This is a genomic window from Cloacibacillus sp. (assembly GCF_020860125.1).
Lineage (GTDB): Bacteria > Synergistota > Synergistia > Synergistales > Synergistaceae > Cloacibacillus.
The window spans coordinates 1-25,092 of sequence record NZ_JAJBUX010000099.1; the positions used below are offsets into that span (position 1 = coordinate 1).

The following is a 25,092-nucleotide window of genomic DNA, read 5'->3' on the forward strand; positions in this document are numbered from 1 at the left end:
TATGATTATCTATGCTTCATAGATATACTACTTAGTTAAATTAGGCTATTTTATTATCTATAAAATTTTAAAAATATATTTTTATATTTGCTGATTCATTTGCCCTGGTTTCGCCGCTGTATGGCAAGAAGTTTGTGAATAAAACCTGGAAGCGCAGCTTTTTGCTTGCTAAGGCAGGAGAGTTCTATTCTGAGGTATAAGACAGTACACCTTATACATGGCCGGCGTACAGGTTTTGACTCCCAGGTTTCTCGTAAGACACTTTCTTGTCCAATAGCAGTAGACTATACACTTTGCAACAGTATCCGAAGATTTTGGCAGACATCACCTTTGGGGAATTTATAATTATATGAAAAATATTCTGTACAATGATCATAGGCAGAACCGTCAAGAGGTTGTAGGCGTGAATATAAAAAAATGGAGCGGAAGACGGGATTCGGACCCGCGACCCCAACCTTGGCAAGGTTGTGCTCTACCCCTGAGCTACTTCCGCATTGTTTCTCGATATTTATTTTTAATGGTGGCGGGACCCAGAATTGAACTGGGGACACACGGATTTTCAGTCCGTTGCTCTACCTACTGAGCTATCCCGCCATCTCAGTGGCGAAAATATTTAAAGTGGCGGAGCTGACGGGACTTGAACCCGCGACCTCCGGCGTGACAGGCCGGCGCTCTAACCAATTGAGCTACAGCTCCACTTTGCTGCTCTGATGCGTCATGCCTGCTGACATAATTTGGAGCGGAAGACGGGATTCGGACCCGCGACCCCAACCTTGGCAAGGTTGTGCTCTACCCCTGAGCTACTTCCGCATTGTTTCTCGATATTTATTTTTAATGGTGGCGGGACCCAGAATTGAACTGGGGACACACGGATTTTCAGTCCGTTGCTCTACCTACTGAGCTATCCCGCCATCTCAGTGGCGAAAATATTTAAAGTGGCGGAGCTGACGGGACTTGAACCCGCGACCTCCGGCGTGACAGGCCGGCGCTCTAACCAATTGAGCTACAGCTCCACTTTGTTGTCATATGGTGGGCGGGATAGGTTTCGAACCTACGACCCTCTGCGTGTAAGGCAGATGCTCTCCCGCTGAGCTACCCGCCCAACATTTCCTGGTATCGTACCGCATCAGCGACAACGTTGAATATTATACGGATTTTTTCCGAGATGTCAACCAGTCAGTGTTACTTTTTTGGCGGTTGTTAATTGCAAAAGTAACCGCGTCCCCTAAGAGATATAAGCACCGCAGTAACTTCTGCAAAAAAACAAAGGCATTTCGCTGCCTTATTTTGCTGTGCTCTAAAACGGAGACCTAAATGGGAAGAACCGCAAAAGTGGCGGGTAATTAGATACGTTCACTAATATCCGCCGCTTTTGGCATCTGACATTTTATATTTGTTTCTATATTGTGCCGAATATAACCTTAGAGGTCGCGGTTACTTCTGCAAAATTGCAAGTACTTTTGCTATTCACCAAAGATTCCGTCGCAGCCATAAGACCAGAGCTGCATCTGATAATCCACGGCCATTATAGAAGACTCTAAATCCGTTAAAGATCAGGAACACGGATCTGCCGGCGTCTTTAGGCAGCGTCCGTCGGCGCAGTCAAGCGCGCCGAGTTTTTCCGCAAGCCACGCTCCCGCGGGGTGCGCGCCCATTCCAAGCCAGGTGGCGGTCTGCAAATGGAGGCACTTCACCGCCTGACGCGCCTCCCGCCAGTTTATGCCTCCCACGCCGGATTCGGTGAGCACGCGTCTCATCCCCTCGCTCATTCCGGATAGCACTGGAGATTTCCTGCCGCCGATGAGGGCGAGGCGCAGTGCCGCGTAATCCTGGTGCATCTTCTCCACCGCAGACGGCATGGCGGCAAAGAACGCCTCCAGCACCGAGATCCGCTGTTCTGATTCAAGCTCGCCGCAGCGGTGGTCAAGAAAGGGACAGGTAAGCCAGAATATCGTCGGGAAGGGGACGCCGAAGGCGGAGACGGGCGAAGATACGATGATCTGCGGGCAGCCGTGACTGCAGCGCCTCGCCGCGGCGATCACCGCGGAGGCGTCAAATTTCCGGCCGCGCATCTGCCTGCGCAGAACGGAGATATCTTTCTTCCCTACCTCCGTCCAAAAGGCCGGAAGAGTGTACTCTCCCGGCCCAGTTTTTTCTATGGGATGATCTGTCACGTTATTTCTTGCCGGCCGTACCGCCGCTGCCGCTGCCGCCCGCACGACGTTTAGTCCCGCGGGGATCCTTGCATTTGCTGTTTAGGTCGGCGATCTTTTCGTCGCTGAATTTAAGGAAGTTTGTCAGTTTTTTTTCAAAATCCTCTTCACGATGAACGGGCGGGCGGACCTCTCTTATCTGCAGAGCCTTGATCGACAGGTCTATACGGCCTTTATCGTCGATCTTAATGACCTTTGCAGTGATGTTCTTACCCTGTTCGAGAACATCTTCTACCTTTTTCACATAGTTGTGGGAGAGCTCCGAGATATGTACCATGGCCTTCTGGCCCGATTCAAGTCTTACAAAGGCTCCGTATGGCGCGACATGTTCTACCGTGCCGCTTACTGTTTCTCCCACGCTTACCGCCGGTGCTGCTGCAGCCGCCTTCTCTGCCATCTGTGGTTTCTGACCTCCAAAATTTGTTTTAAAAGACAACGATATATTATAAGCCTCTGAAAGGCTATAACGGGAATTGTACCATATTTTTCAATATTAGTATTGCAAAAGGATTATTTCAGCGCTCTTTCGATTGTCTCGGCGACACGTTCCGACTGGAGCGGCTTGATGAAAAAGTCAGACGCTCCCGCGCGGATCGCCTCTATCACCTGGTTTTGCTGGTTCATTGCGCTGACCATCACCACCTTAGCCTTTGGGTGCTCGTGCTTAATCGCCTTAAGCGCCGCGATCCCGTCCATCTCCGGCATGGCGATATCGAGGGTCACGATGTCCGGGCGAAGCTCGTTGTACATCCGAACCGCCTCTTTACCGTTCTCCGCCTCGCCTACAACGTTGTATCCGTCTCTTATGAGCATGTCCTTGAGAATCATACGCATGTGTGTGGAATCTTCCGCTATCAGCACTGTCGCCTTCATCTTTGCCGCTCCTTTCGCTTATCTGGCCGCGATGCCAAGCTCCTCAAGAAAGAGGGGGCTCAGAACCTTGATGTAGGTACCCTTCATTCCAAGACTTCTGCTCTCTATTATACCCGCACTTCCCAATTTTCTCAGCGCATTTACGATAACGCTTCTGGTAACTCCGACCCGGTCCGCGACCTTGCTGGCTACGACGACTCCCTCGGGGCCGCCGAGATCTTCGATGATGTGATGGACGGACTCTACCTCCGAGTATGAGAGGGCGCGCATGGCCATCTGGACTACGAGGCGTTCGCGGCCGCGCTCTTCTATTGATTTGCCCCGGTCGTTGAGTATCTCAAGGCCGACAATGGTCGACAGGTATTCGGCAAGCACCAGGTCACGGGTGTCGAACTGACAGCCGAAGCGTGCAAGGATGAGGGTGCCTAGCCTCTCTCCCGTGCCATTGATGGGAACGATAAGGACATGCTTGTTGGAATAGGCGCAGGGCTGGTCCGCGTAGGCGCAGAGACCGTGGTCGGTGTGGTTGAGCACCGATTCATGGAACTGGTTCACCTTTTCGACGTAGGGGGCCGGCATCGCTCCGTTTATAAGGATCTTCGCCATTATCGGGCAGTCGTACTCGCTGACCCAGGCATAACCGAGTATCCGTCCCTCTCTGTTTATCACGTAGACGTTTGCGGCCGAGAGGTCAGACATCAGCCTCGCAAGCTTTGGGTAGTCCGGAGTCCCTCTGTCTTTACGCGCTTGGAGCACACGGCTTACGACGCGGGTTTTTTCAAGCAGGTCCTGCATTGCGGACTGGTTCATTATCTTAGGACGGTTTTCAATAAGTTCTTTCGGCGTATCCATTAAATTGCCTCCCTGATTTATTTCTTGATATCAAGACTATAATTCTTCATCTTCCAAAGCTCTGGGGTGTGCTTCCAGATAGCTCTTTTTGATCTGGTCAGAGGTGATGGAGAGATACCTCTGCGTTGACGCGATACTCTCATGGCCAAGCATCTCCTGCACCACCCGGAGCGGCGCCCCGTTTTCCAGCATGTGCGTGGCGCAGCTGTGGCGCAGAGTGTGCGGCGTTACTCCATGAAGTCCGGCGCGCGCCGCGGCGCGGAGCACTATACGGTCGACGGTGCGGACCGTAAGGCGCTCGGCCCCCTTGGCGGAGAGAAATACCGGAGCCTTGCCGTCGACGCAGGTGATGTCGCGCCACTCTTCAAAGAGCTTTTTCAGCGGCGCGCCTATCGGCACGAGGCGCTCTTTGTCTCCCTTGCCAAGGACCCGCAGCATACGCTCCTCAAGCTCCACCATGTTCCAGTTGAGCCCGATAAGCTCCGAGACGCGAAGTCCGGCGCCATACATCAGCTCAAGCACGAGCCGGTCGCGCATGAAGCTCTTTAAACCCTCTTCCGGCCCCTCCGTAAGCAGCTTGTCGATCTGCTCGTATGAGAGGGCGCGCGGCAGCGCTTCAGCCTTTTTAGGGCCTTTCAGCCCCAGCGAGGGGTCCTCGGTGATATCTCCGCGCCAGCAAAGCCAGGCGGTGAAGCCGCGTACGGCAGAGAGCCTTCTTGAAGCGGAGCTTTTTGCCTCGCCCACCCCAAGGATGCTGCTCAAAAAAATACGTATCGCGCGGGTATCTATCTCGCGCACATCGGTAATTCCCTGATTGGAAAGATAACCTTTGAAGTGAGTAAGGTCTATCTTATAGTTTACCGTTGTATGTTTAGATTTACCCAGTGATGTCAAATATTCAATATATGCATTGATACTATCAGATATATCTTCCATCATGAACGGTATTTTAACAGGAAAATTGTAAATATCAAGCGGAATTTTAAGAAAATTCGCAAGTAACTGTACAATGTGTACGATTTAACAAACTCCTACAGGCAGGAACCGCAGACAGGAAGAGGAAAACAGCACCTTACGGCCCGGATAAATCATCACAGGCCGCATGGGACGGCGGAATTAAAGCTGTTTATTTGGGAAAAGTATTTTGTTTTCACCGATAAATTTTTCCAGAGCCTCAAGCGAACGGGCGGCATATGCCTCGCAGCGCTCGGTCCGCCTGCGTATTTTTTTACCCGGCAGACGCGGAAAGATGCCGAGGTTAACGTTCATCGGCTGAAAACTCTCCGGCAGCGCCCCTCTCAGGTAGTTGAGCAGCGAACCGACGGCGGTCTCCAGCGGAAAGTCGGCCATCGGCAGGCCGCTGATTTGCAGATAGGCGAAGAGAGCCGCGGCAAGGCCCATCGCCGTGCTCTCCATGTATCCCTCGACGCCAGAGGCCTGGCCGGCGATGAAGAGCGCCTCGCGGCCGTTGAAACGCAGATAGGGGTCGAGCACCTTTGGAGCGCAGACGAACAGGTTGCGGTGCATCACGCCCTTGCGGACGAATTCCGCCTCTCTGAGCGCGGGGATGAGCCTAAAGACACGCTCCTGCTCTCCCCACTTGAGGTTAGTCTGAAAACCGACGATGTTGAAGAGGCTGCCCTCCTCGTTGTCCTGACGCAGCTGCACGACGGCGCAGGGATCTTTGCCGCCGTTGAACGCCTCAAAACCTACGGGGCGCAGGGGGCCGAAGAGCAGCGTCTTTTCGCCGCGCTTCGCGATGACCTCCACCGGCAGGCAGCCATCGAAGTGGCGCATCTGCTCCTCCTCGAAGTCGTGGCGCGGAGCGGTCTCGGCGTTGACAAGTTCGTTCCAGAAGATGCTATACTCTTCCTCGTTCATCGGGCAGTTTATGTAATCCCCCTCCACGCCGTAGCGGTTGGCGCGGAAGGCCTTTGACATATCCACGGTACTCACGTCGACGATCGGGGCGACGGCGTCATAGAAATAGAGAAAATCCTCTCCTGTAAGCGCCGCGAGCGACTGCGCCATCGGCGCGCTTGTGAGCGGCCCCGTGGCGATTATCGCCGGCTCGTCCGGTATCTCCGTCAGCTCCTCACGCACGAGCTCGATATTCTGGTGGTTGGCGATGCTGGAGTCGATCAGTCGCGCAAACACCTCGCGGTCGACGGCGAGCGCGTTGCCGGCGGGCACACGGCTCGCCTCGGCGCAGCGCATGATGAGGCTGTCCATCCGTTTGAGTTCCGCCTTCAGTATCCCCGCGGGGGTCGTAAGTTTTTCCCCTCCCAGGGAATTACTGCATACGAGTTCGCCGAGCATCGGCGTCTCATGCGCGGGCGTCATATTCAGAGGACGCATCTCGCAGAGGCGCACGCGCACGCCGCGCTCCGCCAGCTGCCAGGCAGCCTCCGAACCGGCAAGACCGCCGCCGGCGATGGTGACCGTTTTACATGTCTGTGTCATTCGGCTCCACCGCCTGCGCCTCTTCTCCCGCCGCGCCCTCTTTGCCCGGCTTTTTCCATGATACGTAGTCACAGTCGGGATAGCGTTCGCAGCCGTAGAAGAAACGGCCCTTCATTTTTCCTTTGGTGGTCTTGCGGCGAATCAGCTCGCCCTGGCCGCATTTGAGGCACTTTATGCCGGTGGTCTTAACGATCTTTCTCGTATATTTGCATTCCGGGTAGCCTGTGCAGGCGATGAATTCTCCGAAACGCCCGCGCTTTACGATAAGCTCATGCCCACATTCCGGACATTTTTCGCCGATCAGCTCGGGCTCCGGCCTCATGCTCTCGCCATGCGCGGAGACCTCGTCGACGACCGGTTTGAAGCCCTTCCAGAAGTCGGCCATCAGCTTTTTCCACTCGATTTCACCGGATTCGACCTGGTCAAGCTCCTTCTCCATCGTCGCTGTGAATCCCTCGTTGACTATCGAGGAGAAGTACCTCACGAGGAAGTTGTTGACAAGCCTGCCAAGTTTCGTCGGTATCAGCTTTTTGTCCTCTTCGCCGCGGTCGACATAGCCCCGCAGGGAGAGGGTGTCGATGATCGTCGCGTATGTCGAGGGACGTCCGATGCCCTTTTCTTCAAGCGCTTTGACAAGTCCGGCCTCGGTGTAGCGCGGCAGAGGCTGCGTAAACTTCTGTTCTTTGACGATCTTCTCTATCGCGAGCTCCTCGCCCTTCACCGCCGGTTCCATCGTAATGTCCTTGATGCCGAGCGGATAGACGCGCCCCCAGCCGTCAAAGGTTACGACGACGCCGGACTGCTTCATCTGATAGTCGGCGGAGGAACAGACAAGGTTTGTGCGCGCCACGACGGCATCCCTCATCTGGCTTGCGATGAAGCGGCTCCAGATCAGCTCGTAGAGCCTGTACTGCTCCAGCGTAAGGTAGTCTTTGATGGACTCCGGCGTAAGCATCGGATCAGTCGCGCGTATCGCCTCGTGAGCGTCCTGCGCCTTGCCCTTTGGCATGTATTCGTTAGGCTTGTCCGGAAGATAATTTCCGCCAAAGCTGTTCGCGATGAAGGCCCGCGAGGACTCAATCGCCTCGGGCGCAAGCCGCAGGCTGTCGGTACGCATGTAGGTGATGAGCCCCGTGGGGCCGCGTCCCGGTATCTCTATCCCCTCGTAGAGCGCCTGCGCGATGCGCATGGTACGTTTCGGCGCGAAGCCGCAGCGGCGCGAGGCCTCCTGCTGCAGGGTGCTGGTCTTGAAGGGCGGACTCGGCTGTTTTTTGCTCTCTTTGGTGCTGAAGTCGTCAACCGTCAGCCTGCCCGCGCGGATCTCGCCCTCTATTTTAAGCGCCTCTTCCTCGTTGTTTATCGTCAGGGGCTTATTTTTATATTTTTCGACGCGCAGCTTATAGCCTCTCTTTTTATCAAGGCTATTCGCGTCGACGTCCATGAGCCAGTATTCTTCCGGTATGAAGCGCTCGATCTCCTCTTCGCGCTCGCAGACGATGCGCAGCGCCACGGACTGAACGCGTCCGGCGGAGAGTCCGCGCTGGACTTTGTACCAGAGCAGAGGGCTCAGCTCGTAGCCGACGAGGCGGTCAAGTACGCGGCGCGCCTGCTGGGCCTCTACGAGTTCCATGTTTATCATGTCCGGCTCGGAGATGGCGCTCTTCACGCCGTGCTCCGTGATCTCGTGCATTCTTATGCGGCACTGCTGCCGCGTATCGATGTCGAGCAGCGAGGCAAGGTGCCAGGCTATCGCCTCTCCCTCACGGTCGGGGTCGGAGGCGAGCAGCGTGCGTTCGCTCGCGGCGGAGGCTCCCTTTAGGGTCTTTATAAGGTCCGCCTTACCGCGCACCTGGATGTATTCCGGTTCAAAGTCGTGTTCAACGTCGATCGCAAGACGGCCCTTCGGCAGATCCCGGACATGCCCGACGCTCGCAAGCACCTTGTAGCGGGTACCAAGTATCTTTTCAAGCGTCTTGGCCTTCGCGGGAGACTCCACGACCACAAGCGTCTTGCCGTCATACTGGGAAAATTTCTGGCTGCGGGTGGTTTTTGCGGCGCCCTTCTTCGCTGGGGCCTTCTTTTTCGTCGTCATGCCGGCGCTAGCTTTAGCGGTTTTTGTCGTTTTAGCCGTTTTTTTCACAGTCTCGGCCTTGGTCACCTTTTTGGCAGAGGAGCTTTTGGCGCTCTTCTCAATCTCCTGCGGAGCGGCCTCGTCCTGTTTTACGGTTTTTTTTGCAGCCATCGTTGCGGACACCTCTTTCTTACAAATTACTCTTTACGCTGTATCGTCCAGGTGCGGACATAAAAACGATCCCTTTTGCTGATAAAAGGGTTATATTTTTTAAAAGGTCAGCGGGGCTCATTTTAACGGCAAGAGATAGCTTGTCAATCGTCATCGCCCCGTTTTCCGCGAGAGATTTAAAAATCAGACTCTCTTCGGCGGATATTTCTATATTTTTTACGCCGCCGCGCTCCGCCGGGGCGGCAGTATCAACGCCGCAGGCGCTGAGAAAGACCTCCTCGGATATATAAGGATAGGCCCCGTCGTAAAGCAGACGGTTCGTCCCCTTGGAATTGGCGCCGTATATCTGTCCTGGTACCGCCCAAACCTCTCGCCCAAGCTCCAGAGCGAGGCGCGCCGTGATCATCGAGCCGCTTTTGAGCGGCGCTTCGACCACGACGACCCTTTCAGAGAGCGCGGCTACGATCCGGTTGCGCTGCGGAAAGTGCCAGGGTTTGCCGCGTGAGCCGAGGGGAAACTCCGAGATCAGGGCGCCGCGTTCGGCGATCATCTCGAATAATTTCCTGTTGGTGACCGGATAGACAAGGTCCGCGCCGGTGCCGAGCACCGCGAAGGTCTCGCCGCCGTTTTCGCAGCAGGCTCCCTGCGAGCAGCCGTCGACGCCCCAGGCCCCTCCGCTGATCAGCACGATATCGTGTTCCGCGCAGGCGGCCCCGATCCGTTTGGATACCTCTCTGCCGTAGGCGCTCATGCGGCGGGTGCCGACGACGCCGATCTTGGTTTTATCAGGCAGTCTTTTAGCGCTTCCCCGCCAGTAGAGAACGAGAGGGGCGTCTTTCAGGTCAAACAGCTCCCGCGGATAATCTTCGTCGTCCACCGTCAGCAGGCGCACGCCAAGTTCGCCGGCGCGTTCAAGTTCACGCTCCGCCCAGCCGCCGTCGTTCGCGGCGCGTATTTTCGCGAGCATTTTTTCGCTGAATACCTCTTTCGCGGCATCCGCCCCGGAGGGCCGCCACAGCTCGCACGGCTCGAGACCGAACAAAAGGAACTTGGCAAGCGCCGCGGCGTTGGCGTTGACGCTGTTCAGCAGCAGCATCAGCTTCAGGCGGTCATCCATGCGGTCGCCTCCCCTTCACGGTAGCTTATCGCCTCGGCGACATGCTTTACCTCTATCTGGGGCGCGCCGTCAAGATCGGCGATCGTCCGTGATATGCGCAGTACGCGCGAAAGGCCGCGCCCCGACAGTTTCACGCCTTTGAGCGCCTCAAGGATGAAGGCGCGGACGTCGGATTTCATCGAAGCGCTGCGCCGGAGAAATTTTTCCGGTATCTCCGAGTTGCAATGAAAGCCGAAGCCAGACCAACGTTCGGCCTGTATCCTGCGCGCTTCGGCGACGCGCGCCCGCACAATTTCGCTGCGCTCGCCGCAGTTTCCGCCGAGTGAGACAAGCTCTTCCGGGGTGAGGCGCGGCACCGCGACGTGCAGATCGATCCTGTCCAGTATCGGGCCGGATAATTTTCGCCGGTAGCGTTCCAGCGAGAACGGAGTGCATATACATTGCCGCTCGGAATCCCCCGCGAAGCCGCAGGGACAGGGGTTGCAGGCCGCGACGACAAGCACCTTGGCGGGATAGACTACGCTCCCCGCCGCGCGGCTCACCGTTATCGAACCGTCTTCAAGCGGCTGGCGCAGAGCTTCGATCACGTCGCGCTGAAATTCTGGAAATTCGTCGAGAAAGAGTACACCGCGCGAGGCGAGGCTGATCTCGCCGGGGCGCAGCGCGGAGCCGCCGCCGCAGATCGAGACGGCGCTCGCGGTATGGTGAACGGAGCGGAAGGGGCGTTCGCGGCTGAGCTCCAAGTTAAGCCCGGCGGTGCTACGCAGCAGCATGACCTCCATCATCTCCGCGTCGGAGAGAGGCGGCAGTATCCCCTTCAGCGCGCGGGCCAGCAGCGTCTTTCCCGAACCGGGCGAGCCGACGAACAATATATTGTGATGGCCGGCGGCCGCGATCTCAAGCGCGCGTTTCGCGGCGCTCTGCCCTTTGATGTCGGCAAAATCCGGGTCGGCGGAGACCGCCGTATCCTCGATCTTACGGCCGCTTACCGGCGCGAGCTCTTTTTCTCCGCGCAGGTGCGCGATAATCTCCCGCAGATCCTCCGCCGCGTAGGCACGCACACCATCCACAAGCGAGACCTCGGCGGCGTTTTCCGCGGGGATAAATAGTTCAATGTTATTTTCTTTGGCAAAAAAGGCGGCGGGAACAGCCCCCCTTACGCCGCGGAGCCTTCCGTCAAGCGCCAGTTCGCCGATGAAGAGCGAGGGACGGGGCACCGAAAGGTGGCCGGCGGCAGAGGCCAGCGCGACGGCGATCGGCAGGTCCAGCAGCGCCCCCTCCTTGGGGATGTCGGCGGGCGCGAGGTTTATTGAGACACGGCCGCGAATGTTGACGCCGGCGGCGCGAAGCGCGGCGCGCACCCGTTCGCGCGCCTCCTTGACGGCGGTGTCGGCAAGGCCGACCACCGAAATCGAGAAGAGGCCTCCCGTTATATCGACCTCCACCTCGACGGCGACGCCCTTCACCCCGCGCAGTGTAAGACCCGAGACGTTATTCATATGATCGGCTCGGTGATGCCGCGGAGATGTTCTATCCGCGGCTCCCGCCCTTCGGCAAGAATGACGGAGACAAGGTCTATGCGCCAGAAGCCGTTGTAATTGCGCTCCTCGGTCCAGGCGCGTCCGGCAAATATAAGGTTGGAGAGTTTACGCGGGCCAACGCTCTCCTCCGGGGACATCAGTCTGTTCTCGCCGCGCGTGCGCACCTCGGCAAAGACCAGCTCGTCCCCCTCTTTTGCGATGATGTCTATCTCGCAGCGCCCTATTCTTACGTTTCTCTCAATTATTGTGATTCCCTGCGCGGTAAGATAGCCGGCGGCGAGCTCCTCGCCCATACGCCCCTTGACGAGATGCGGCGCGCTGGGCGGCTCCGCCTCCGAATGTTTCGCGGACGGCGCGCCGCCGCGTTTTGCCTCAAGCTTCAGCGCGTATTCAAGAGAACGTTTCGTCATCGTCGTCAAGCACCCCTCTGAATGAGAGTCTGTGTATCGGTGATGGCCCGTATTTCGCGATCAGGCTTTTATGAAGCACGCTCGGATAGCCCTTGTGCTTCGCGAACGAATACTGGGGGTAGATACGGTCCATGACCTCCATCACGCGGTCGCGCAGCACCTTCGCGACTATCGAGGCAGCGGCGATCACGGGGACGCGGTCGTCGCCCTTGATCACCGGCTTCTGCGGCAGTCCAAGGCCGGGGATCGCCCTGTTGCCGTCCACAAGCACAAGCGACGGCGAAAGCGCCAGCTGTTCGATGGAACGCTTCATACACCAAAGCGAAGCCTGGAGGATATTTATTTTATCAATGCGCTGTGCGCAGGCGGCCTGCGCGCGCCAGATTATTCCGGCCTCGCATATCTTCTCAAAGAGCGCCTCGCGGCGCTTGGGAGTCAGTTTCTTTGAATCGCGCAGACCGGCGGAGAGCAGCCAGCGGCGCTGTTCGGCGGTCAAAATCGCGGCGGCAGCGACCACCGGCCCCGCGAGAGGGCCGCGTCCGACCTCGTCCGTACCGGCGATGATGAGGGCGGGCACGCCTAAAGGCTCTCCCACAACGGCGGGTCCTGCGGCCGTTCAAGGCTCATCCGCCCGAGTTTGCCGGTCGCGAACGAGTCGATAAATACGCGTCCCGCCGCCTCCATGTCAACGGCCCCGCCGGCTTTGAGCCTGCCCAGACGGCGTCCTATGCTTTCGAGAATCTCGTCCGCGGTGCCCTCGGGCTTAACGCCCCACGCCGCCTCAACGCCGCGCCAGAGGTCTTTGTCTATCATAAATCTTATGCAGTCCTTCGCGTGCTCCTCAAGATTGCCGATGACCTGGCCGCGTGAAGAGCCGATCCACGAGATCAGCCGATGGGCGCGCGCGTCGCCGTGCGGGTCAAGGATGCCCGGCGAGTCCACGAGCAAAAAGCCCTGCCCCTTGAACCAGGAGACGCCCTTCGTGATCCCCGGTATGCCGCCAACACGGGCCGCCTTGCGGCCGACGAGCTGGTTTATCAGCATCGACTTGCCGACGTTCGGAGTGCCGACGACCGCCATGCGCAGATCGCGGAAGGCGGGTTTCTTCTCGGTCAGGACCTTTATTATGCGGCTCATACCGCCCTTACGCAGGTCGAGAGGCCAAGCCTGCAGCCCCTCGCGCTTCAAATGATCCACCCAGAGCTTCGTCACCTTTTCGTCGGCGAGATCGGCCTTCGACAGCACGACCATCGTTTCGATCTTCGGCGCGAAGAGCGAAAGCATCGGCGAGGAGGTAAGACGGGGCGCGCGCGCGTCGCGCACCTCTATCAGCAGGTCGATATTCGCGGCAAGCGCCTCAAGCTGGCGCCTGCCCTTCGCCATATGTCCCGGATACCAGACGGTACGCGGCATCTAGTCGAGAAGCCCTATCCGGTTCAGCGGCCAATAACGGAAGACCGCCGGACCACGCATAAAGTTGGCGGGGACAAAACCCCAGAAACGTCCGTCCTGCGAGTTCGGCCTGTTGTCGCCGAGACAGAAATAACTGTCGGGCGGCACGGTGACGGCGGCCATATTATAGGTATCGGTATTCTTTACATAAGGCTCGAAGAGCTCCCTGTCATTCACATACACGGTGCCGTTCCTCATCTCCACCTTATCCCCCGGCAGCCCGATGATGCGCTTCACAAAATCGCGCCTCGGATCCACGGGATACTTGAAGACGACGATATCGCCGCGTTTAGGCTCCACCTTCGGCAGGTGATACAAAAATTTCAGCACCAGCACACGGTCGCCGATCTCAAGCGTCGGAATCATCGAACCGCTCGGAATCCAGAAAGCCTGGATCACGAAGGTCCTCAGGATAAGGGCGAGCACTACCGCCCATAAAACAGTCTCTATCGTCTCACGCCACCAAGGTTTGGCCATTACACATTTACCTCCAAAATCTATTACGGATTACAGTTTTGCATTATATTACAAACTCAGCGCAGCGCCTCGGGCAGAATCGCTATATCCGCGATCATTAGCGCGCCGCCCTCAAGCTTCGGGGATATAAGATCGCTGCCGGAAAATTCAAGGCTCACGCGGTTCACTCCGCCGGGGTTTATCACCTCGACGCGTTCCCCCGTGATCCCCAGCAGCAGCCCGGCGATCGCGCTCGCCGTGGAACCGGTGCCGCAGGAGAGCGTCATATCCTCGACGCCGCGCTCATAGGTCATTACGTCGAGCACGCTTGTGCGCTCCAAACTGGGGACGGCGAAGTTGACGTTCGTCCCCTCTGGAAAGAGGTCGAGCCTGCTGCGTATCGCGCGCCCTACGGAGGCGTACCCCTCGAAGGAATGGCTGCGCTCCCTCTCGAAGATCACCGCGTGCGGCACACCGACGGTGAGAAAGGTGTAGTTAAACTCGAAACCGTAAACCTCTGCGTGGGCGTCCACAACGGCATCCGAGACCGACACCGGCGCCAGGTCGAGGGTCACGCGCTCTCCGCAGACAACCGCGTGAACGCTGCCGCCCAGCGTCTCAAAGGTCATATTCTTAGACTTCGCGATCCCCTTTTCAAAGGCAAAACGCGCGATACAGCGCGCGCCGTTTCCGCACATTTCGCCCTCCGAACCATCACGGTTGAAGAGGCGCATCTTAAAATCGGCCCTCTCCGCGGGCTCCGCGGCGAGGATGCCGTCCGCCCCGAGCGCCTCCCGGCGGCGGCAGGCCAGACGCGCGGCCTCGGCAAGCGCCGCTCCGTCAAGTGCCAGCGACATATTATCTATGACAAGAAAATCATTGCCGTTTCCATTCATCTTAGAACAATTTATCATCATCAGTCTGCCCTTCTTATAGGGATACACTCATATATGCGGTATTTTAGCACATAACGGCGGGGAGGGCGAAAACAAAAGCATATCGCCCTCCCCATACTGCCGCTATCTATTTTTACCCGCGCCGCTGCGGGCGCAAATTTGACCTTAACTCGAGGCCTCCGTAACGGCGGCCTTCATCTCGCGGACATACCGCGCCACATGGGGCGCGGCCTCTTTGCCGTACCGCACGCAGAGCTTGACGATGGCGCTGCCGACGATAGCGCCGTCGGCGACGGCGGCCATCGCGCGCGCCTGCTCCGGGGTTGAAATGCCGAAACCGACGGCGCAGGGAATATCCTTCTCCATCTTCACAAGCCGCACCATCGCGCCGACGTCGGTCGTTATCTCGCCTCTGACGCCGGTGACACCGAGCGACGACACGCAGTAGATGAAGCCCTCCGCGGCGCGCGCGATCATCGCAACGCGGTCGTTGGAGGTCGGCGCGATGAGCGAAACAAGCTCCAGCCCGCCTGAGCGGCAGGGCGCGGCGAACTCCTCCTTTTCCTCGAACGGCACGTCCGGCAGTATCAGCCCGTCGACGCCCGCCGAGGCGGCAGCCTTCACGAATCTCTCCGTCCCGTAGGAATAGACCACGTTGGCGTAGGTCATAAACACCAGCGGCACGGAAATCTTCGCGCGGATACGGCGCACCATCGCGAAAATCTTATCGGTGGTCACCCCTCCCGCAAGCGCGCGCACGTTGGCCGCCTGGATCACCGGCCCCTCGGCGGTCGGATCGGAAAAGGGAATGCCGAGTTCGATAATATCCGCGCCCGCCTCCGCCATCGCGCAGACAATCTTTTCCGTGATCTCCAGATCAGGGTCGCCGCAGGTGACGAATGGAATGAAAGCCTTGCCGGAGCCAAACGCCTCTCTTAACCTACTCATGGATATCCTCCCCTCTGTAGCGGGCGATCGCCGCGCAGTCCTTGTCGCCGCGGCCCGACAGGTTGATGACGATTATCTGATCGCCGCCCATCCGCGGGGCGATCTTCCGCGCGTGGGCTACGGCATGCGCGCTCTCAATGGCGGGAATGACGCCCTCCATGCGCGAAAGATACTCAAAGGCCTCGACGGCCTCCGCGTCGGTTACGGGCACATATTCGGCGCGTCCCGTATCATGCAGATGCGCGTGCTCCGGACCGATGCCCGGATAATCGAGCCCCGCCGAGATGGAATAGACCGGCGCGATCTGTCCGTACTCATCCTGGCAGAAGTACGACTTCATGCCGTGGAAGATGCCGAGCCTGCCGGTGGCGATGGTCGCCGCCGTCTCCGGCGTATCCGCGCCGCGCCCCGCCGCCTCGCAGCCGATGAGACATACGGAGGCGTCGGGGATAAAATGATAAAAGGCCCCTATAGCGTTTGAGCCGCCGCCGACACATGCCAGCACGACATCCGGTAATTTACCCTCCGCCGCGAGAAGCTGCTCCTTTATCTCCCTGGAGATCACCGACTGGAAATCGCGCACGATCGTCGGGAACGGGTGCGGCCCCATACATGAACCGAGAACGTAATGCGTATCGCTGATGCGGCTCGTCCATTCGCGCATCGTCTCGCTCACCGCGTCCTTAAGCGTGCCGGTGCCGCTATCTACGGCGTGGACCTTCGCCCCCAGCAGCCGCATGCGGTAAACGTTGAGTGCCTGCCGTTCGGTATCCTCGCGCCCCATAAAGACCTCGCACTCAAGCCCCATCAGAGCCGCGGCGGTGGCCGTCGCGACACCGTGCTGTCCGGCCCCTGTCTCGGCGATGACGCGTTTTTTACCCATACGCTGCGCGAGCAGCACCTGCCCCAGCACGTTGTTTATCTTATGCGCGCCGGTATGGTTCAGATCCTCGCGCTTGAGGTATATCTTCGCGCCGCCGAGGTCGGCGGTCATGCGCCGCGCGAAATATAGCCGCGAGGGGCGTCCCGCGTAGTCGTTAAGCAGCGCCGTCAGCTCCCGGTTGAAATCCTCGTCGTCCTTATAGTGATTATAGGCCGCTTCCAATTCAATGACGGCGTTCATCAGCGTTTCGGGAATATACTGCCCGCCGTGGACGCCAAACCGTCCGTTATCCATTATGAATACCTCCTCACCGCGGCCACTGCCGCCTCTATCTTCACGGGGTCCTTGACCCCCTCAGTCTCCACGCCGCTGCTCATATCCACCGCGAAGGGGCGCAGCCGCGCCAAAGCGTCGGAGATATTTTCCGCTCCCAATCCGCCGGCGAGAAAAAACGGCCTTTCGAAACCCTCCGCCAGCCGCCAGTCGAACCGCTCCCCCGTGCCGCCGCCGCTGTCCAGCAGCACATAGTCCGCTAGACTCTCCGCGGCGCGCTCCGCGTCCGCGGGCGACGCCACGCGGAAGGCCTGTATCAGCATCCCCGCCGAGAGGCGGCGCAGCTCCTTAATATAGGAAGCATCCTCCGTGCCGTGCAGCTGCGCGGCGCCGATCACGCCATCGTTGAGCAGCCGCGCCACCAGCGACGGGCTCTCGTCGACAAATACCCCCACGGGAACGATGCCTGGGTTCAAGCGGGCCGCAAGTTCGCGTGCCCGCTGCGGCGTCACATTTCGGCGGCTCCTGGGCACATTGATGACAAAGCCGCAGTAATCGGGGAGGTACCTGTTTACATAGTCAATATCGCAGGGGCGCGTGAGCCCGCATATTTTGATCCTCGTCATTGGCCGCCGCCCCGCAGTTCGGCGAGCATCGCGCGCCTGTCCGCGGTGCGCATCAGCTTTTCACCGATAAGCACCGCGTCGACGCCGTGCCGCCGCAGCCTTTCAATATCACCGGCGCTCTCGATGCCGCTTTCGGAAACAAAGACGATCTCCGGCGGCACCAGCGAACGCAGGCGGCAGCTGACCTCCATATCCACCTGAAAGTTCCTGAGATCGCGGTTATTGACGCCGACGATCCTCGCCCCGGCCCTCAGAGCCCGCTCCACCTCGGCCTCGTCATGCGCCTCTACGAGCGCCGAAAGGCCAAGCTCCCCGGCGAGCTGCGCGAAGGAACACAGCTGCGCGTCGTCGAGGAGGGCGCAGATCAGCAGCACCGCCGAGGCTCCGAGCGCCCGCGCCGCGCAGACCATATACTCGTCCACGACAAAATCCTTGCGCAAAACGGGGATCGATATCTCCTCCGCTATCTCGCTCAGATAGCGGTCCTCACCCTTGAACCAGTACGGCTCCGTGAGACAGGAGACCGCCGCCGCGCCCGCCTCCTGATAGTCGCGCGCGATATCAAGATAGGGAAAATCAGCGGCGATGAGCCCTTTAGAGGGAGAGGCCCGCTTTACCTCGCAGATGAAGGATATATCGCCGCCCTTCAGCGCCCGTTCAAAGGCGAAGGGCTCGCGCTCTTTGGCGGCCGCCTCTGCCCGCCGCATTACCTCGGAGAGAGGCCGCCGGACCTTCTCCTCCGCCACACGCAGCTTCGTGCGCCCGGCGATCTCCGCGAGGATGTTCACCTGTTGCTCTCCGCGATAAATTCTTCGAGCTTTTTCAGCGCCGCGCCGGAATCCAGCAGCTCCTCGGCCATCCGCACGCCGGCCTCCACCGTTTCGGCCCTGCCGCCGATATAAAGCGCCGCGCCAGCGTTGAGACAGACCGCCTGCCGTTTCGCGCCGCGCTCCCTGCCGGCGAGGATCGCCCTTGTGATAGCCGCGTTCTCCTCGGGAGTGCCGCCGGTCAGCTCGGATTTGTCGCAGCGCTGATAGCCAAAGCGCTCCGGCGTTATCTCATAAGACTGGAACCAGCCCTCTTTTATCTCGCAGACCGACGTCGGCGCGCTCATCGATATCTCGTCGAGCCTGTCCTGCCCATAGACCACCATGCCCCTGACGACGCCCAAGCGGGACATCACCTGCGCGAGCGGCTCCACCAGCGCCTCCTCATAGACCCCCATCAGTTCGCGGTTCGCCCCGGCGGGATTGGTGAGCGGGCCAAGGATGTTGAATACGGTGCGGATGCTGAGCTCCTTGCGGATCGGCGCGACATACTTCATCGCGATATGATAATTCTGGGCAAAGAGGAAGCAGATATTTATCTCCCTCAGCAGCCGCGCACTCTCCTCCGGCGCAAGGGTAATCTTCACCCCGAGCGCCTCGAGGACGTCCGCCGCGCCGCACTTCGAAGAGGCAGCGCGGTTGCCGTGCTTGGCGACCGGCACGCCGCCGGCGGCGATCACCATCGCCGAGGTCGTCGATATATTGAAAGAGTTGGCGTTGTCGCCCCCCGTACCGACTATCTCCAGCACATCCATGTCGTGCAGCAGTTTGACGCAGTGCTGGCGCATCCCCGCCGCCGAGCCGGTGATCTCCTCCGTCGTCTCGCCCTTAAGCGAAAGCGCCGTCAGATAGGCCGCCGTCTGGACCTGGCTCGTCTTTCCGTCCATGATCTCGTTCATCACGTCCTGCGCCTCGGAATAGCTCAGATCCTCTTTTTTTGAGAGTCTTATTATCGCCTCTTTGATCATCTCTATTACCTCCTGATCCATTCAAGAAAATTTTTCATGATCGCCGGACCGTCGGGGGTCATCACCGACTCCGGATGAAACTGTACGCCGCAGACAGAACGTTCGCGGTCCTCCACCGCCATCACCTCGCCGTCCGCCGTGCGCGCGGTGACCCGCAGCACCGGTGGCAGGCTCTCCTCTACGGCTGAAAGCGAATGATAGCGCGCCGCGGGAAAGCCATCTGCGATTCCTTTAAAAAGCAGGCTCTCAGGCTCGGCAAATACCGCCGAAACCCTGCCGTGCATCAGGCTCTTCGCGTAAGATACGCGTCCGCCGAGGGCCGTGCAGATGACCTGCAGGCCCAGACAGACGCCAAAGATAGGGATATTTCCGGCAAATCGCCGTACTACCAAAGGGCAGATCCCCGCCTCCTCCGGTCTGCCGGGGCCGGGAGAGAGGAATATCGCCCGCGGCGCGAGGGCCGCTATCTCCTCCAGCGTCAGCGCATCGTTGCGCGCCACCGTAATATCTGGATCAAAGGAGCCGATAAGCTGGTAAAGGTTATAAGAAAAGCTGTCGTAGTTGTCAATGAGCAGAAACATTATAATCCTCCCTCCGCGTCGCGAAGGGCCCGCACAACGGCCCGCGCCTTGTCGGCGCACTCGCGGTACTCCCTCTCTGGAACGCTGTCGGCGACGATACCGGCTCCTGACTGCACGCAAAGACGGCCATCCTTTTTATAGGCGAGGCGAATGGCGATACAGGTGTCCATATTGCCGCTGAAATCAAGATACCCGACGGCCCCGCCATAAATACCGCGTCTGCCGCCCTCAAGCTCACGGATAATCTCGCAGGCGCGTATCTTCGGAGCGCCTGAAAGAGTGCCGGCGGGAAGGATAGAGTCGACGGCGTCCACGGCGTCGCGGTCCGCGCGCAGCAGCCCCGATACCGTCGAACCAATGTGCATCACATGCGAGAACCGCTGAATCGCCATATACTCCTCGACGCGGACCGAATTCAGGCGGCAGACACGCCCCAGGTCGTTCCGTCCGAGATCCACCAGCATGTTGTGCTCGGCGAGCTCCTTCTCGTCGGCGAGCAGTTCGCGTTCAAGCGCCGCGTCCTCCACCTCGTCGGCTTCGCGGCGGCGGGTACCGGCGAGGGGAAACGTGTAAAGAGCACCGTCCTCCAGACGCGCCAGCGTCTCCGGCGAAGCGCCCGCGATCTCGATATCGTCGCTGGAAAAATAAAACATATAGGGCGATGGATTAAGCGTGCGCAGCACCCTGTAGGTATCGAAAAGGCTGCCCTCCGCATCCGCCGTGAGAGGATTGGAGAGCACCACCTGAAAAATATCGCCCTCGCGTATATGATCCTTAGCGCGTTCCACCATGGCGCGGAACTCATCCTTTGAGAAGCGCGGCGTCAGCTCTTCCTTCAGCCGCAGCGGCTTGAAGGCCGCCTTCGCGCCGCTCTCCAGCAGCGCCCCCGTCTCGTCGAAAATCGCCTCGGCACGGCGGTATCCCTCCTCGATATCATCCGTGGGAACGCCAGCGATCAAAACAAGCTTCTGCCGGTAATGGTCAAAAGCGATGACGCGGTCAAAAAGCATCAGATCCACGTCGCGAAAATCACGCTCCTCCGAAGCGCCGCGCAGAGTGGGCTCCGCGTATTTAAGATAATCATAGGAAAAATAACCTACCAGCCCGCCGCAGAAGGGCGGCAGCCCTTTTACCTTGGGGCTGCGGTGTCTTTCGAGGACGGCGCGGATCGCCGCGCCGGGATGATCTACCTCCTCCACGCGCTCCCGAACCTCTTCGCCGTCCACGTCTTCGCGGATGCGCAGCATACCCTCCGAGCAGGTAAGCTCGAGCGTGGGGGCGCAGCCGAGAAAAGAATAACGGCCCCACCGCTGATTATTCTCGGCGCTCTCAAGCAAAAAACAGTGGCGGCCGGCGGCCCGCAGCGTCCGCATCACCTCCACGGGGGTATAACGGTCGGCGTAGAGCTCGCGACAGACCGGCACCCGGCGGTAATCTCCCGAGCGGGCCAGCGCCCGCACATCTTCCAGAGTCGGATACATCGAAAAACCTCCATCCTCCGCCGGAGAATAAAAAAACGTCCCCGGCAGAATAATAATCTGCCAAGGACGGGTAAAATTCCCGCGGTGCCACCTTGCTTCACGGCATGTGCGTGCTCTTTGCGAGATACAATCATATCTCCGGCAACTGACGTATGCCCTCACGTCACGGAATACTCGGCTATAAACCTTTCCCCGCGCCCTCGGTGGTCCATTTGCCTGACTGCGTTCCACCCGGTTCTCAGCATCCCGGACTCTCTGTAAGTGCACGACAGACGTTATCTCCACGTCAATGGTTTGTCATATTCAACTGTTGGTTAGTATATGCCAAAATCTATATCTGTCAATAGCGCCTTTTACCGCATCGGCCTCCGAGCCAATACCAGCGGTGACGAACAGAGGCAATTCGTCGCGCCGATTTCCCCTCCTGTAAGACAAAAACACCAACAATCGCTTGACAAATCAATAGCACAAACTATATTGTATATCATAGGTATTTTTACCTAATTCTATATTTCATGCTTTGTGTATTTTAAAACATATTGAAAAGGAGCCTGATACGTTATGTCGTCACTCAACGCTGATCAACATTTAACTTTGATACCCCCCCCCGTACGAGTTTATTAAAGTTTACAAATAAACTCGTACTCCCGCTAACTCTCTTTTTACTAACCCTCTTTATCCTCGCCTCGTCCCAGCATGCCTGCGCCCTGACGCAGGAGGGCGGCGTCTATCAGATCGCCACTTCGGCGGACCTCATCGACTTCCATAATGGGCTTGACAGCGGTACCATACCGCTCTCCGCCGACGCGCTGCTCACCGCCGACATCGACCTCGCGGACGCTGACGGCAAACTCATGGACTGGACGCCCATCAGCGGCGACTACGCCGGCACCTTTGACGGCGCGGGCCATTCCGTCAAAGGCTATGAGATAACGAAAACGGTCGGAGGAAATAATTACGCCGGCTTCTTCAGTATTATTGACTTCGGTGGCGTCGTGCGCGGACTCACTGTAGAGGGCGGTGTGAATATCACCTCCCTCTCAACAGGTAGCAACGTCATTGCCGGTGCCGTCGCCGGCTGGAACTACGGCATAATAGAGAGCTGCCAAAGCACCAGCACCGCCGCTGTCATTATCAATGTTGACATCACCTCTAGCAGAGCGGGCGGCATCGCGGGACATAACAACGGCAAGATCATCGACTGCGCAGCCGCCGGCGGCGTCAGAGCCGAAAACAGCGACATGGAAAATACAATCGGCGGCATCAGCGGCTGGAACAACAGCGGCACCATCACAAGCTGCATTAACGACGGCCCCGTCGCCGCCAAGGGCGACTCATACAACTACGCGGGCGGCATCGCGGGACAAAACAACGGCGAGATATATAACTGCGCCAACCGCGTCTCCATCTCAGCCTCCGCCTCAAACAAGGGGGATAATCAGGCGGGCGGCATCGCGGGACAGAGCGGCGGCGAGATATACAACTGCGCCAACCTCGGAGATGTCTCCGTCTCGGCGGATGCGACTGCAGACCACCAGTCCAGCAACGCGGGCGGCATCGTGGGAAAGACCTCGAACAGCGGTATTCTGGCGATAGGCAGCTGCGCCAATAGCGGACTTGTCACCCTCACCGTCAGCGGTGATGTCAACTCATTCCACGGCGGCGTGCTCGGTGGCGAAGGAAATGCTGCCACAATAGAAAACTGCGCCTGGCTGAAGGGAACGGCTGAATATGGCGTCGGCAGCGATAAGAATAACACGAAAACGAAAATGCTTGACGAGAACGCGATGAAAAATGCCGTCACCACCCTCACCGCGCAGACCGCCGAGCGCCGCATCACCGCCAACGGCGGATCGACGACGATCATGTTCATCACCCTCCCCGGAACTCCGGTAACGTATGGCAACAATGTTAGAAATTCGAGGGCAAGTACCAAAAGCGATATCATCACCATCGGCAAGAGCGAGATCGACAGCAGCGGCAAGATAACGGTCACCGCCAAGAACAAGACTGGAGATGCCGCCGTTGCGCTCTCCGCCGACCTCTATATGAGCGACTTCAACCACGGCGATATTATTATTCCTACGCCCCCGCTCACATATTCCTTCACACGCACCATCGAGGTTGTGGAACCCATCTACGTCACCGGCGTGCAGATAACATCGAGCAAGGACATCACACTCGAAGGCGCCGACCGTACCGAGCAGCTCTCGGCCCACGTGCTGCCGGAAAACGCCGTGAACCAGGGAATCGTCTGGAAAAGCAGCTCCCCCGACATCGCCGAAGTAGACAAGAACGGCAGAGTGACCTCAAAGGGGGAAGGCAGCGCCACTATATGGGCCATCGCCTCCGAGAACGAAAACATCTCCGACGACTGTACTGTGACCGTAATTCCTGTGCCCGTCAACGGTGTGCGGATATCGAGCACGGACATCAAACTTGATCTCTCCGTACGTACGGCGCAGCTCTCGGCCCACGTGCTGCCGGAAAACGCCAAGAATAAAGCAATCATCTGGAACACCAGTAGTGCCGACGTCGCCGTGGTCGACCCGTACGGCAAAGTTACCAAAAAGGGCCCCGGCAGCGCCACTATAAGGGCCGCCGCCGCAGAGAGCCCGGACGTCTTCTACGCCGACTGCAATGTGAGCGTCACTGAAGCGGAGATGATAGGAGTCCGTATTTTTGCAAAGGACGGCAAAACAACCCCATATGTCGGAGAAGAGCTCAACGTAAATATTATATTCGCCCCTAGATTCCCCACAAATACGGAGCTTACGTGGACGATAGACGACCCCTCCGTCCTCTCGCTTGATAAAGTGGTGGAGACGGACACCGGCGAAATAGCGATCTTCAAAACGCTCAAAGCCGGCCCGGCTTCCATCAAAGCCCGGTCTGTGGATAATAGCAGCGTCAGCAGCAATAATCTTGATATCACCGTGCTTAAACCGACGGTCTGGGTCACCGGCATTAAGCTTTCAAAAGAGGCAGTGCAGCTGAATTCGGGAGAGCACGAGAAACTCACCGCCACCATCTATCCGGCAGAGGCCAGCGACAAAAGAGTCGAATGGAAGAGCAGCGACGAAAAGATCGCCAGCGTCAGCGAAAATGGCGAGGTCGTCGCCCACAACCCCGGCGAGACCATCGTTACCGCCACCGCCCTCGGCACGAAAGAGGGTACGGTCGTCTCAGCAGACTGCCTCGTCACCGTAACCGCTCCCACCGTGCCGGTGGAGTCGGTGAAGATATCCCCCGAGGGCACGACGCTGAAGATCGGCGATACCCTCCGGTTCACCGCAAACATACTGCCGGCCAACGCCGATTATAAGGGCGTCACCTGGAAGAGCAGCGACGAAAAGATCGCAGCAGTGGACGCCAACGGCGGAGTGACCGCCCTCGCTGTCGGCTTCGCCACCATCACCGTCACGACCGACGACGGTTTGAAGACCGCCGAGGCCACCGTCTCCGTCAACAAGGTCTACAGCAGCGGCAGCGGCTGCGCCGCGGGCGTAGGCGCGCTGGCGCTCTTCGCGCTGATACCGCTCTGGATGAGAAGAAGGAAAAGGTAATAAGAGAGGCAAAGAAAGAAAAGTAACAGGCAAAAAACGATACAAGGGCGCGGGCGAAAGGCCCGCGCCCCTTATCATAGGCGCAGTCCGCAGCGCCCCAACCACTCCCGAAAGACGCCGGTCCCCAGGTCAAGCCCGGGGAGGCGGGCTAAAACAAACCGCTATTTATATATTGGCAGGAAAAGAATAAATTACGGTTTAGCCTTTGACTTTGCCTTTAAAGGCGCCCTCTGTGAGGCGGCCAGGGAGCCGAAATCCTTGATTTCGTGCGATTCGGCTGGTAGTTACATCAGAGCTGGCTCGGCGGTGTTTTTTCGCCGAGACTGAGGGAGAGTTGACCTTAGGTTCTTCCGCGGCTTTTGCCGCGGACTCTGTATGGCGCGGTTTCCGCGCCATACAGAGCAACACTCCTTCCGTCTCGCCG

General features: G+C 58.4%; 23 protein-coding genes and 7 tRNA genes. 1 reads left to right on the forward strand and 29 read right to left on the reverse strand.

Translation table 11 applies throughout. From position 1 onward, the window contains the following. Nucleotides 1–418: 418 nt before the first annotated feature. From LIO98_RS12360 to LIO98_RS12500, 29 genes are all read right to left on the reverse strand, one after another. Nucleotides 419–493 (reverse strand) — tRNA-Gly (locus tag LIO98_RS12360). A 25-nt stretch (nt 494–518) separates the two neighbouring features. Further along, nucleotides 519–594 (reverse strand) — tRNA-Phe (locus LIO98_RS12365). 25 nt (nt 595–619) lie between these two features. Beyond that, nucleotides 620–696 (reverse strand) — tRNA-Asp (locus LIO98_RS12370). 39 nt (nt 697–735) lie between these two features. Then, nucleotides 736–810 (reverse strand) — tRNA-Gly (locus LIO98_RS12375). A 25-nt stretch (nt 811–835) separates the two neighbouring features. Continuing rightward, nucleotides 836–911 (reverse strand) — tRNA-Phe (locus LIO98_RS12380). Nucleotides 912–936: 25 nt separating this feature from the next. Next, nucleotides 937–1,013, reverse strand: a tRNA-Asp gene (locus LIO98_RS12385). Between the two features lie 14 nt (nt 1,014–1,027). Continuing rightward, nucleotides 1,028–1,102 (reverse strand) — tRNA-Val (locus tag LIO98_RS12390). A gap of 451 nt (nt 1,103–1,553) precedes the next feature. Continuing rightward, a complete protein-coding gene (locus LIO98_RS12395) occupies nt 1,554–2,174 on the reverse strand; it encodes a DUF501 domain-containing protein (RefSeq protein WP_291957631.1) in 621 nt (206 codons plus the stop codon). Nucleotide 2,175: 1 nt separating this feature from the next. After that, nucleotides 2,176–2,610 carry a S1 RNA-binding domain-containing protein gene (locus LIO98_RS12400; RefSeq protein WP_291957634.1) on the reverse strand — a complete coding sequence of 145 codons (435 nt, stop codon included), beginning with the start codon at nt 2,608–2,610 and terminating at the stop codon, nt 2,176–2,178. A gap of 113 nt (nt 2,611–2,723) precedes the next feature. Then, complete coding sequence (locus LIO98_RS12405; protein WP_291957636.1) at nt 2,724–3,086, reverse strand: response regulator; 363 nt, start codon at nt 3,084–3,086, stop codon at nt 2,724–2,726. A gap of 18 nt (nt 3,087–3,104) precedes the next feature. After that, complete coding sequence (gene codY / locus LIO98_RS12410; protein ID WP_291957638.1) at nt 3,105–3,938, reverse strand: GTP-sensing pleiotropic transcriptional regulator CodY; 834 nt, start codon at nt 3,936–3,938, stop codon at nt 3,105–3,107. Between the two features lie 36 nt (nt 3,939–3,974). Beyond that, the gene (locus LIO98_RS12415) at nt 3,975–4,832 is read right to left on the reverse strand and encodes a tyrosine recombinase XerC (protein ID WP_363304393.1); all 858 of its coding nucleotides are present in this window, start codon (nt 4,830–4,832) and stop codon (nt 3,975–3,977) included. A 222-nt stretch (nt 4,833–5,054) separates the two neighbouring features. Beyond that, complete coding sequence (gene trmFO, locus LIO98_RS12420) at nt 5,055–6,401, reverse strand: methylenetetrahydrofolate--tRNA-(uracil(54)-C(5))-methyltransferase (FADH(2)-oxidizing) TrmFO (RefSeq protein ID WP_291957643.1); 1,347 nt, start codon at nt 6,399–6,401, stop codon at nt 5,055–5,057. Further along, nucleotides 6,385–8,643, reverse strand: coding sequence for a type I DNA topoisomerase (gene topA, locus LIO98_RS12425; protein WP_291957646.1), 2,259 nt, complete (start codon nt 8,641–8,643; stop codon nt 6,385–6,387). Before topA ends, trmFO begins: the two co-directional genes overlap by 17 nt. 19 nt (nt 8,644–8,662) lie before the next feature. Next, a complete protein-coding gene (dprA, locus tag LIO98_RS12430) occupies nt 8,663–9,760 on the reverse strand; it encodes a DNA-processing protein DprA (RefSeq protein ID WP_291957650.1) in 1,098 nt (365 codons plus the stop codon). Next, nucleotides 9,745–11,259, reverse strand: a complete 1,515-nt coding sequence (locus LIO98_RS12435; RefSeq protein ID WP_291957652.1) for a YifB family Mg chelatase-like AAA ATPase — start codon at nt 11,257–11,259, stop codon at nt 9,745–9,747. The genes dprA and LIO98_RS12435 overlap by 16 nt, the downstream gene beginning before the upstream one ends. Continuing rightward, nucleotides 11,256–11,711, reverse strand: a complete 456-nt coding sequence (locus tag LIO98_RS12440) for a YraN family protein (RefSeq protein ID WP_291957656.1) — start codon at nt 11,709–11,711, stop codon at nt 11,256–11,258. The genes LIO98_RS12435 and LIO98_RS12440 overlap by 4 nt, the downstream gene beginning before the upstream one ends. Beyond that, complete coding sequence (locus tag LIO98_RS12445) at nt 11,692–12,306, reverse strand: ribonuclease HII (protein WP_291957659.1); 615 nt, start codon at nt 12,304–12,306, stop codon at nt 11,692–11,694. Before LIO98_RS12445 ends, LIO98_RS12440 begins: the two co-directional genes overlap by 20 nt. Further along, nucleotides 12,291–13,124, reverse strand: a complete 834-nt coding sequence (locus tag LIO98_RS12450) for a GTPase (RefSeq protein ID WP_291957662.1) — start codon at nt 13,122–13,124, stop codon at nt 12,291–12,293. The genes LIO98_RS12445 and LIO98_RS12450 overlap by 16 nt, the downstream gene beginning before the upstream one ends. Next, nucleotides 13,125–13,640 carry a signal peptidase I gene (lepB, locus tag LIO98_RS12455; protein WP_291957665.1) on the reverse strand — a complete coding sequence of 172 codons (516 nt, stop codon included), beginning with the start codon at nt 13,638–13,640 and terminating at the stop codon, nt 13,125–13,127. 56 nt (nt 13,641–13,696) lie between these two features. Continuing rightward, nucleotides 13,697–14,536, reverse strand: coding sequence for a diaminopimelate epimerase (dapF, locus tag LIO98_RS12460; protein WP_291957667.1), 840 nt, complete (start codon nt 14,534–14,536; stop codon nt 13,697–13,699). A 144-nt stretch (nt 14,537–14,680) separates the two neighbouring features. Next, the gene (gene trpA / locus LIO98_RS12465) at nt 14,681–15,463 is read right to left on the reverse strand and encodes a tryptophan synthase subunit alpha (protein WP_291957670.1); all 783 of its coding nucleotides are present in this window, start codon (nt 15,461–15,463) and stop codon (nt 14,681–14,683) included. Continuing rightward, nucleotides 15,456–16,640 (reverse strand): tryptophan synthase subunit beta, encoded by a 1,185-nt coding sequence (trpB, locus tag LIO98_RS12470; RefSeq protein ID WP_291957673.1) that lies wholly within the window; start codon nt 16,638–16,640, stop codon nt 15,456–15,458. The genes trpA and trpB overlap by 8 nt, the downstream gene beginning before the upstream one ends. After that, nucleotides 16,640–17,245 (reverse strand): phosphoribosylanthranilate isomerase, encoded by a 606-nt coding sequence (locus tag LIO98_RS12475; RefSeq protein ID WP_291957677.1) that lies wholly within the window; start codon nt 17,243–17,245, stop codon nt 16,640–16,642. Before LIO98_RS12475 ends, trpB begins: the two co-directional genes overlap by 1 nt. Further along, nucleotides 17,242–18,033, reverse strand: a complete 792-nt coding sequence (trpC, locus tag LIO98_RS12480; protein WP_291957680.1) for an indole-3-glycerol phosphate synthase TrpC — start codon at nt 18,031–18,033, stop codon at nt 17,242–17,244. Before trpC ends, LIO98_RS12475 begins: the two co-directional genes overlap by 4 nt. Beyond that, nucleotides 18,030–19,061 carry an anthranilate phosphoribosyltransferase gene (gene trpD, locus LIO98_RS12485; protein ID WP_291957683.1) on the reverse strand — a complete coding sequence of 344 codons (1,032 nt, stop codon included), beginning with the start codon at nt 19,059–19,061 and terminating at the stop codon, nt 18,030–18,032. Before trpD ends, trpC begins: the two co-directional genes overlap by 4 nt. Further along, nucleotides 19,046–19,621 (reverse strand): aminodeoxychorismate/anthranilate synthase component II, encoded by a 576-nt coding sequence (locus LIO98_RS12490; RefSeq protein ID WP_291957685.1) that lies wholly within the window; start codon nt 19,619–19,621, stop codon nt 19,046–19,048. Before LIO98_RS12490 ends, trpD begins: the two co-directional genes overlap by 16 nt. After that, nucleotides 19,621–21,102 (reverse strand): anthranilate synthase component I, encoded by a 1,482-nt coding sequence (gene trpE / locus LIO98_RS12495; RefSeq protein WP_291957688.1) that lies wholly within the window; start codon nt 21,100–21,102, stop codon nt 19,621–19,623. Before trpE ends, LIO98_RS12490 begins: the two co-directional genes overlap by 1 nt. 730 nt (nt 21,103–21,832) lie before the next feature. Beyond that, the gene (locus LIO98_RS12500; RefSeq protein ID WP_291957691.1) at nt 21,833–21,958 is read right to left on the reverse strand and encodes a hypothetical protein; all 126 of its coding nucleotides are present in this window, start codon (nt 21,956–21,958) and stop codon (nt 21,833–21,835) included. Here LIO98_RS12500 and LIO98_RS12505 point away from each other — a divergent pair. Beyond that, the gene (locus LIO98_RS12505; protein WP_291957694.1) at nt 21,957–24,668 is read left to right on the forward strand and encodes an Ig-like domain-containing protein; all 2,712 of its coding nucleotides are present in this window, start codon (nt 21,957–21,959) and stop codon (nt 24,666–24,668) included. The genes LIO98_RS12500 and LIO98_RS12505 overlap by 2 nt on opposite strands. The last annotated feature ends 424 nt before the right edge of the window (nt 24,669–25,092 follow it).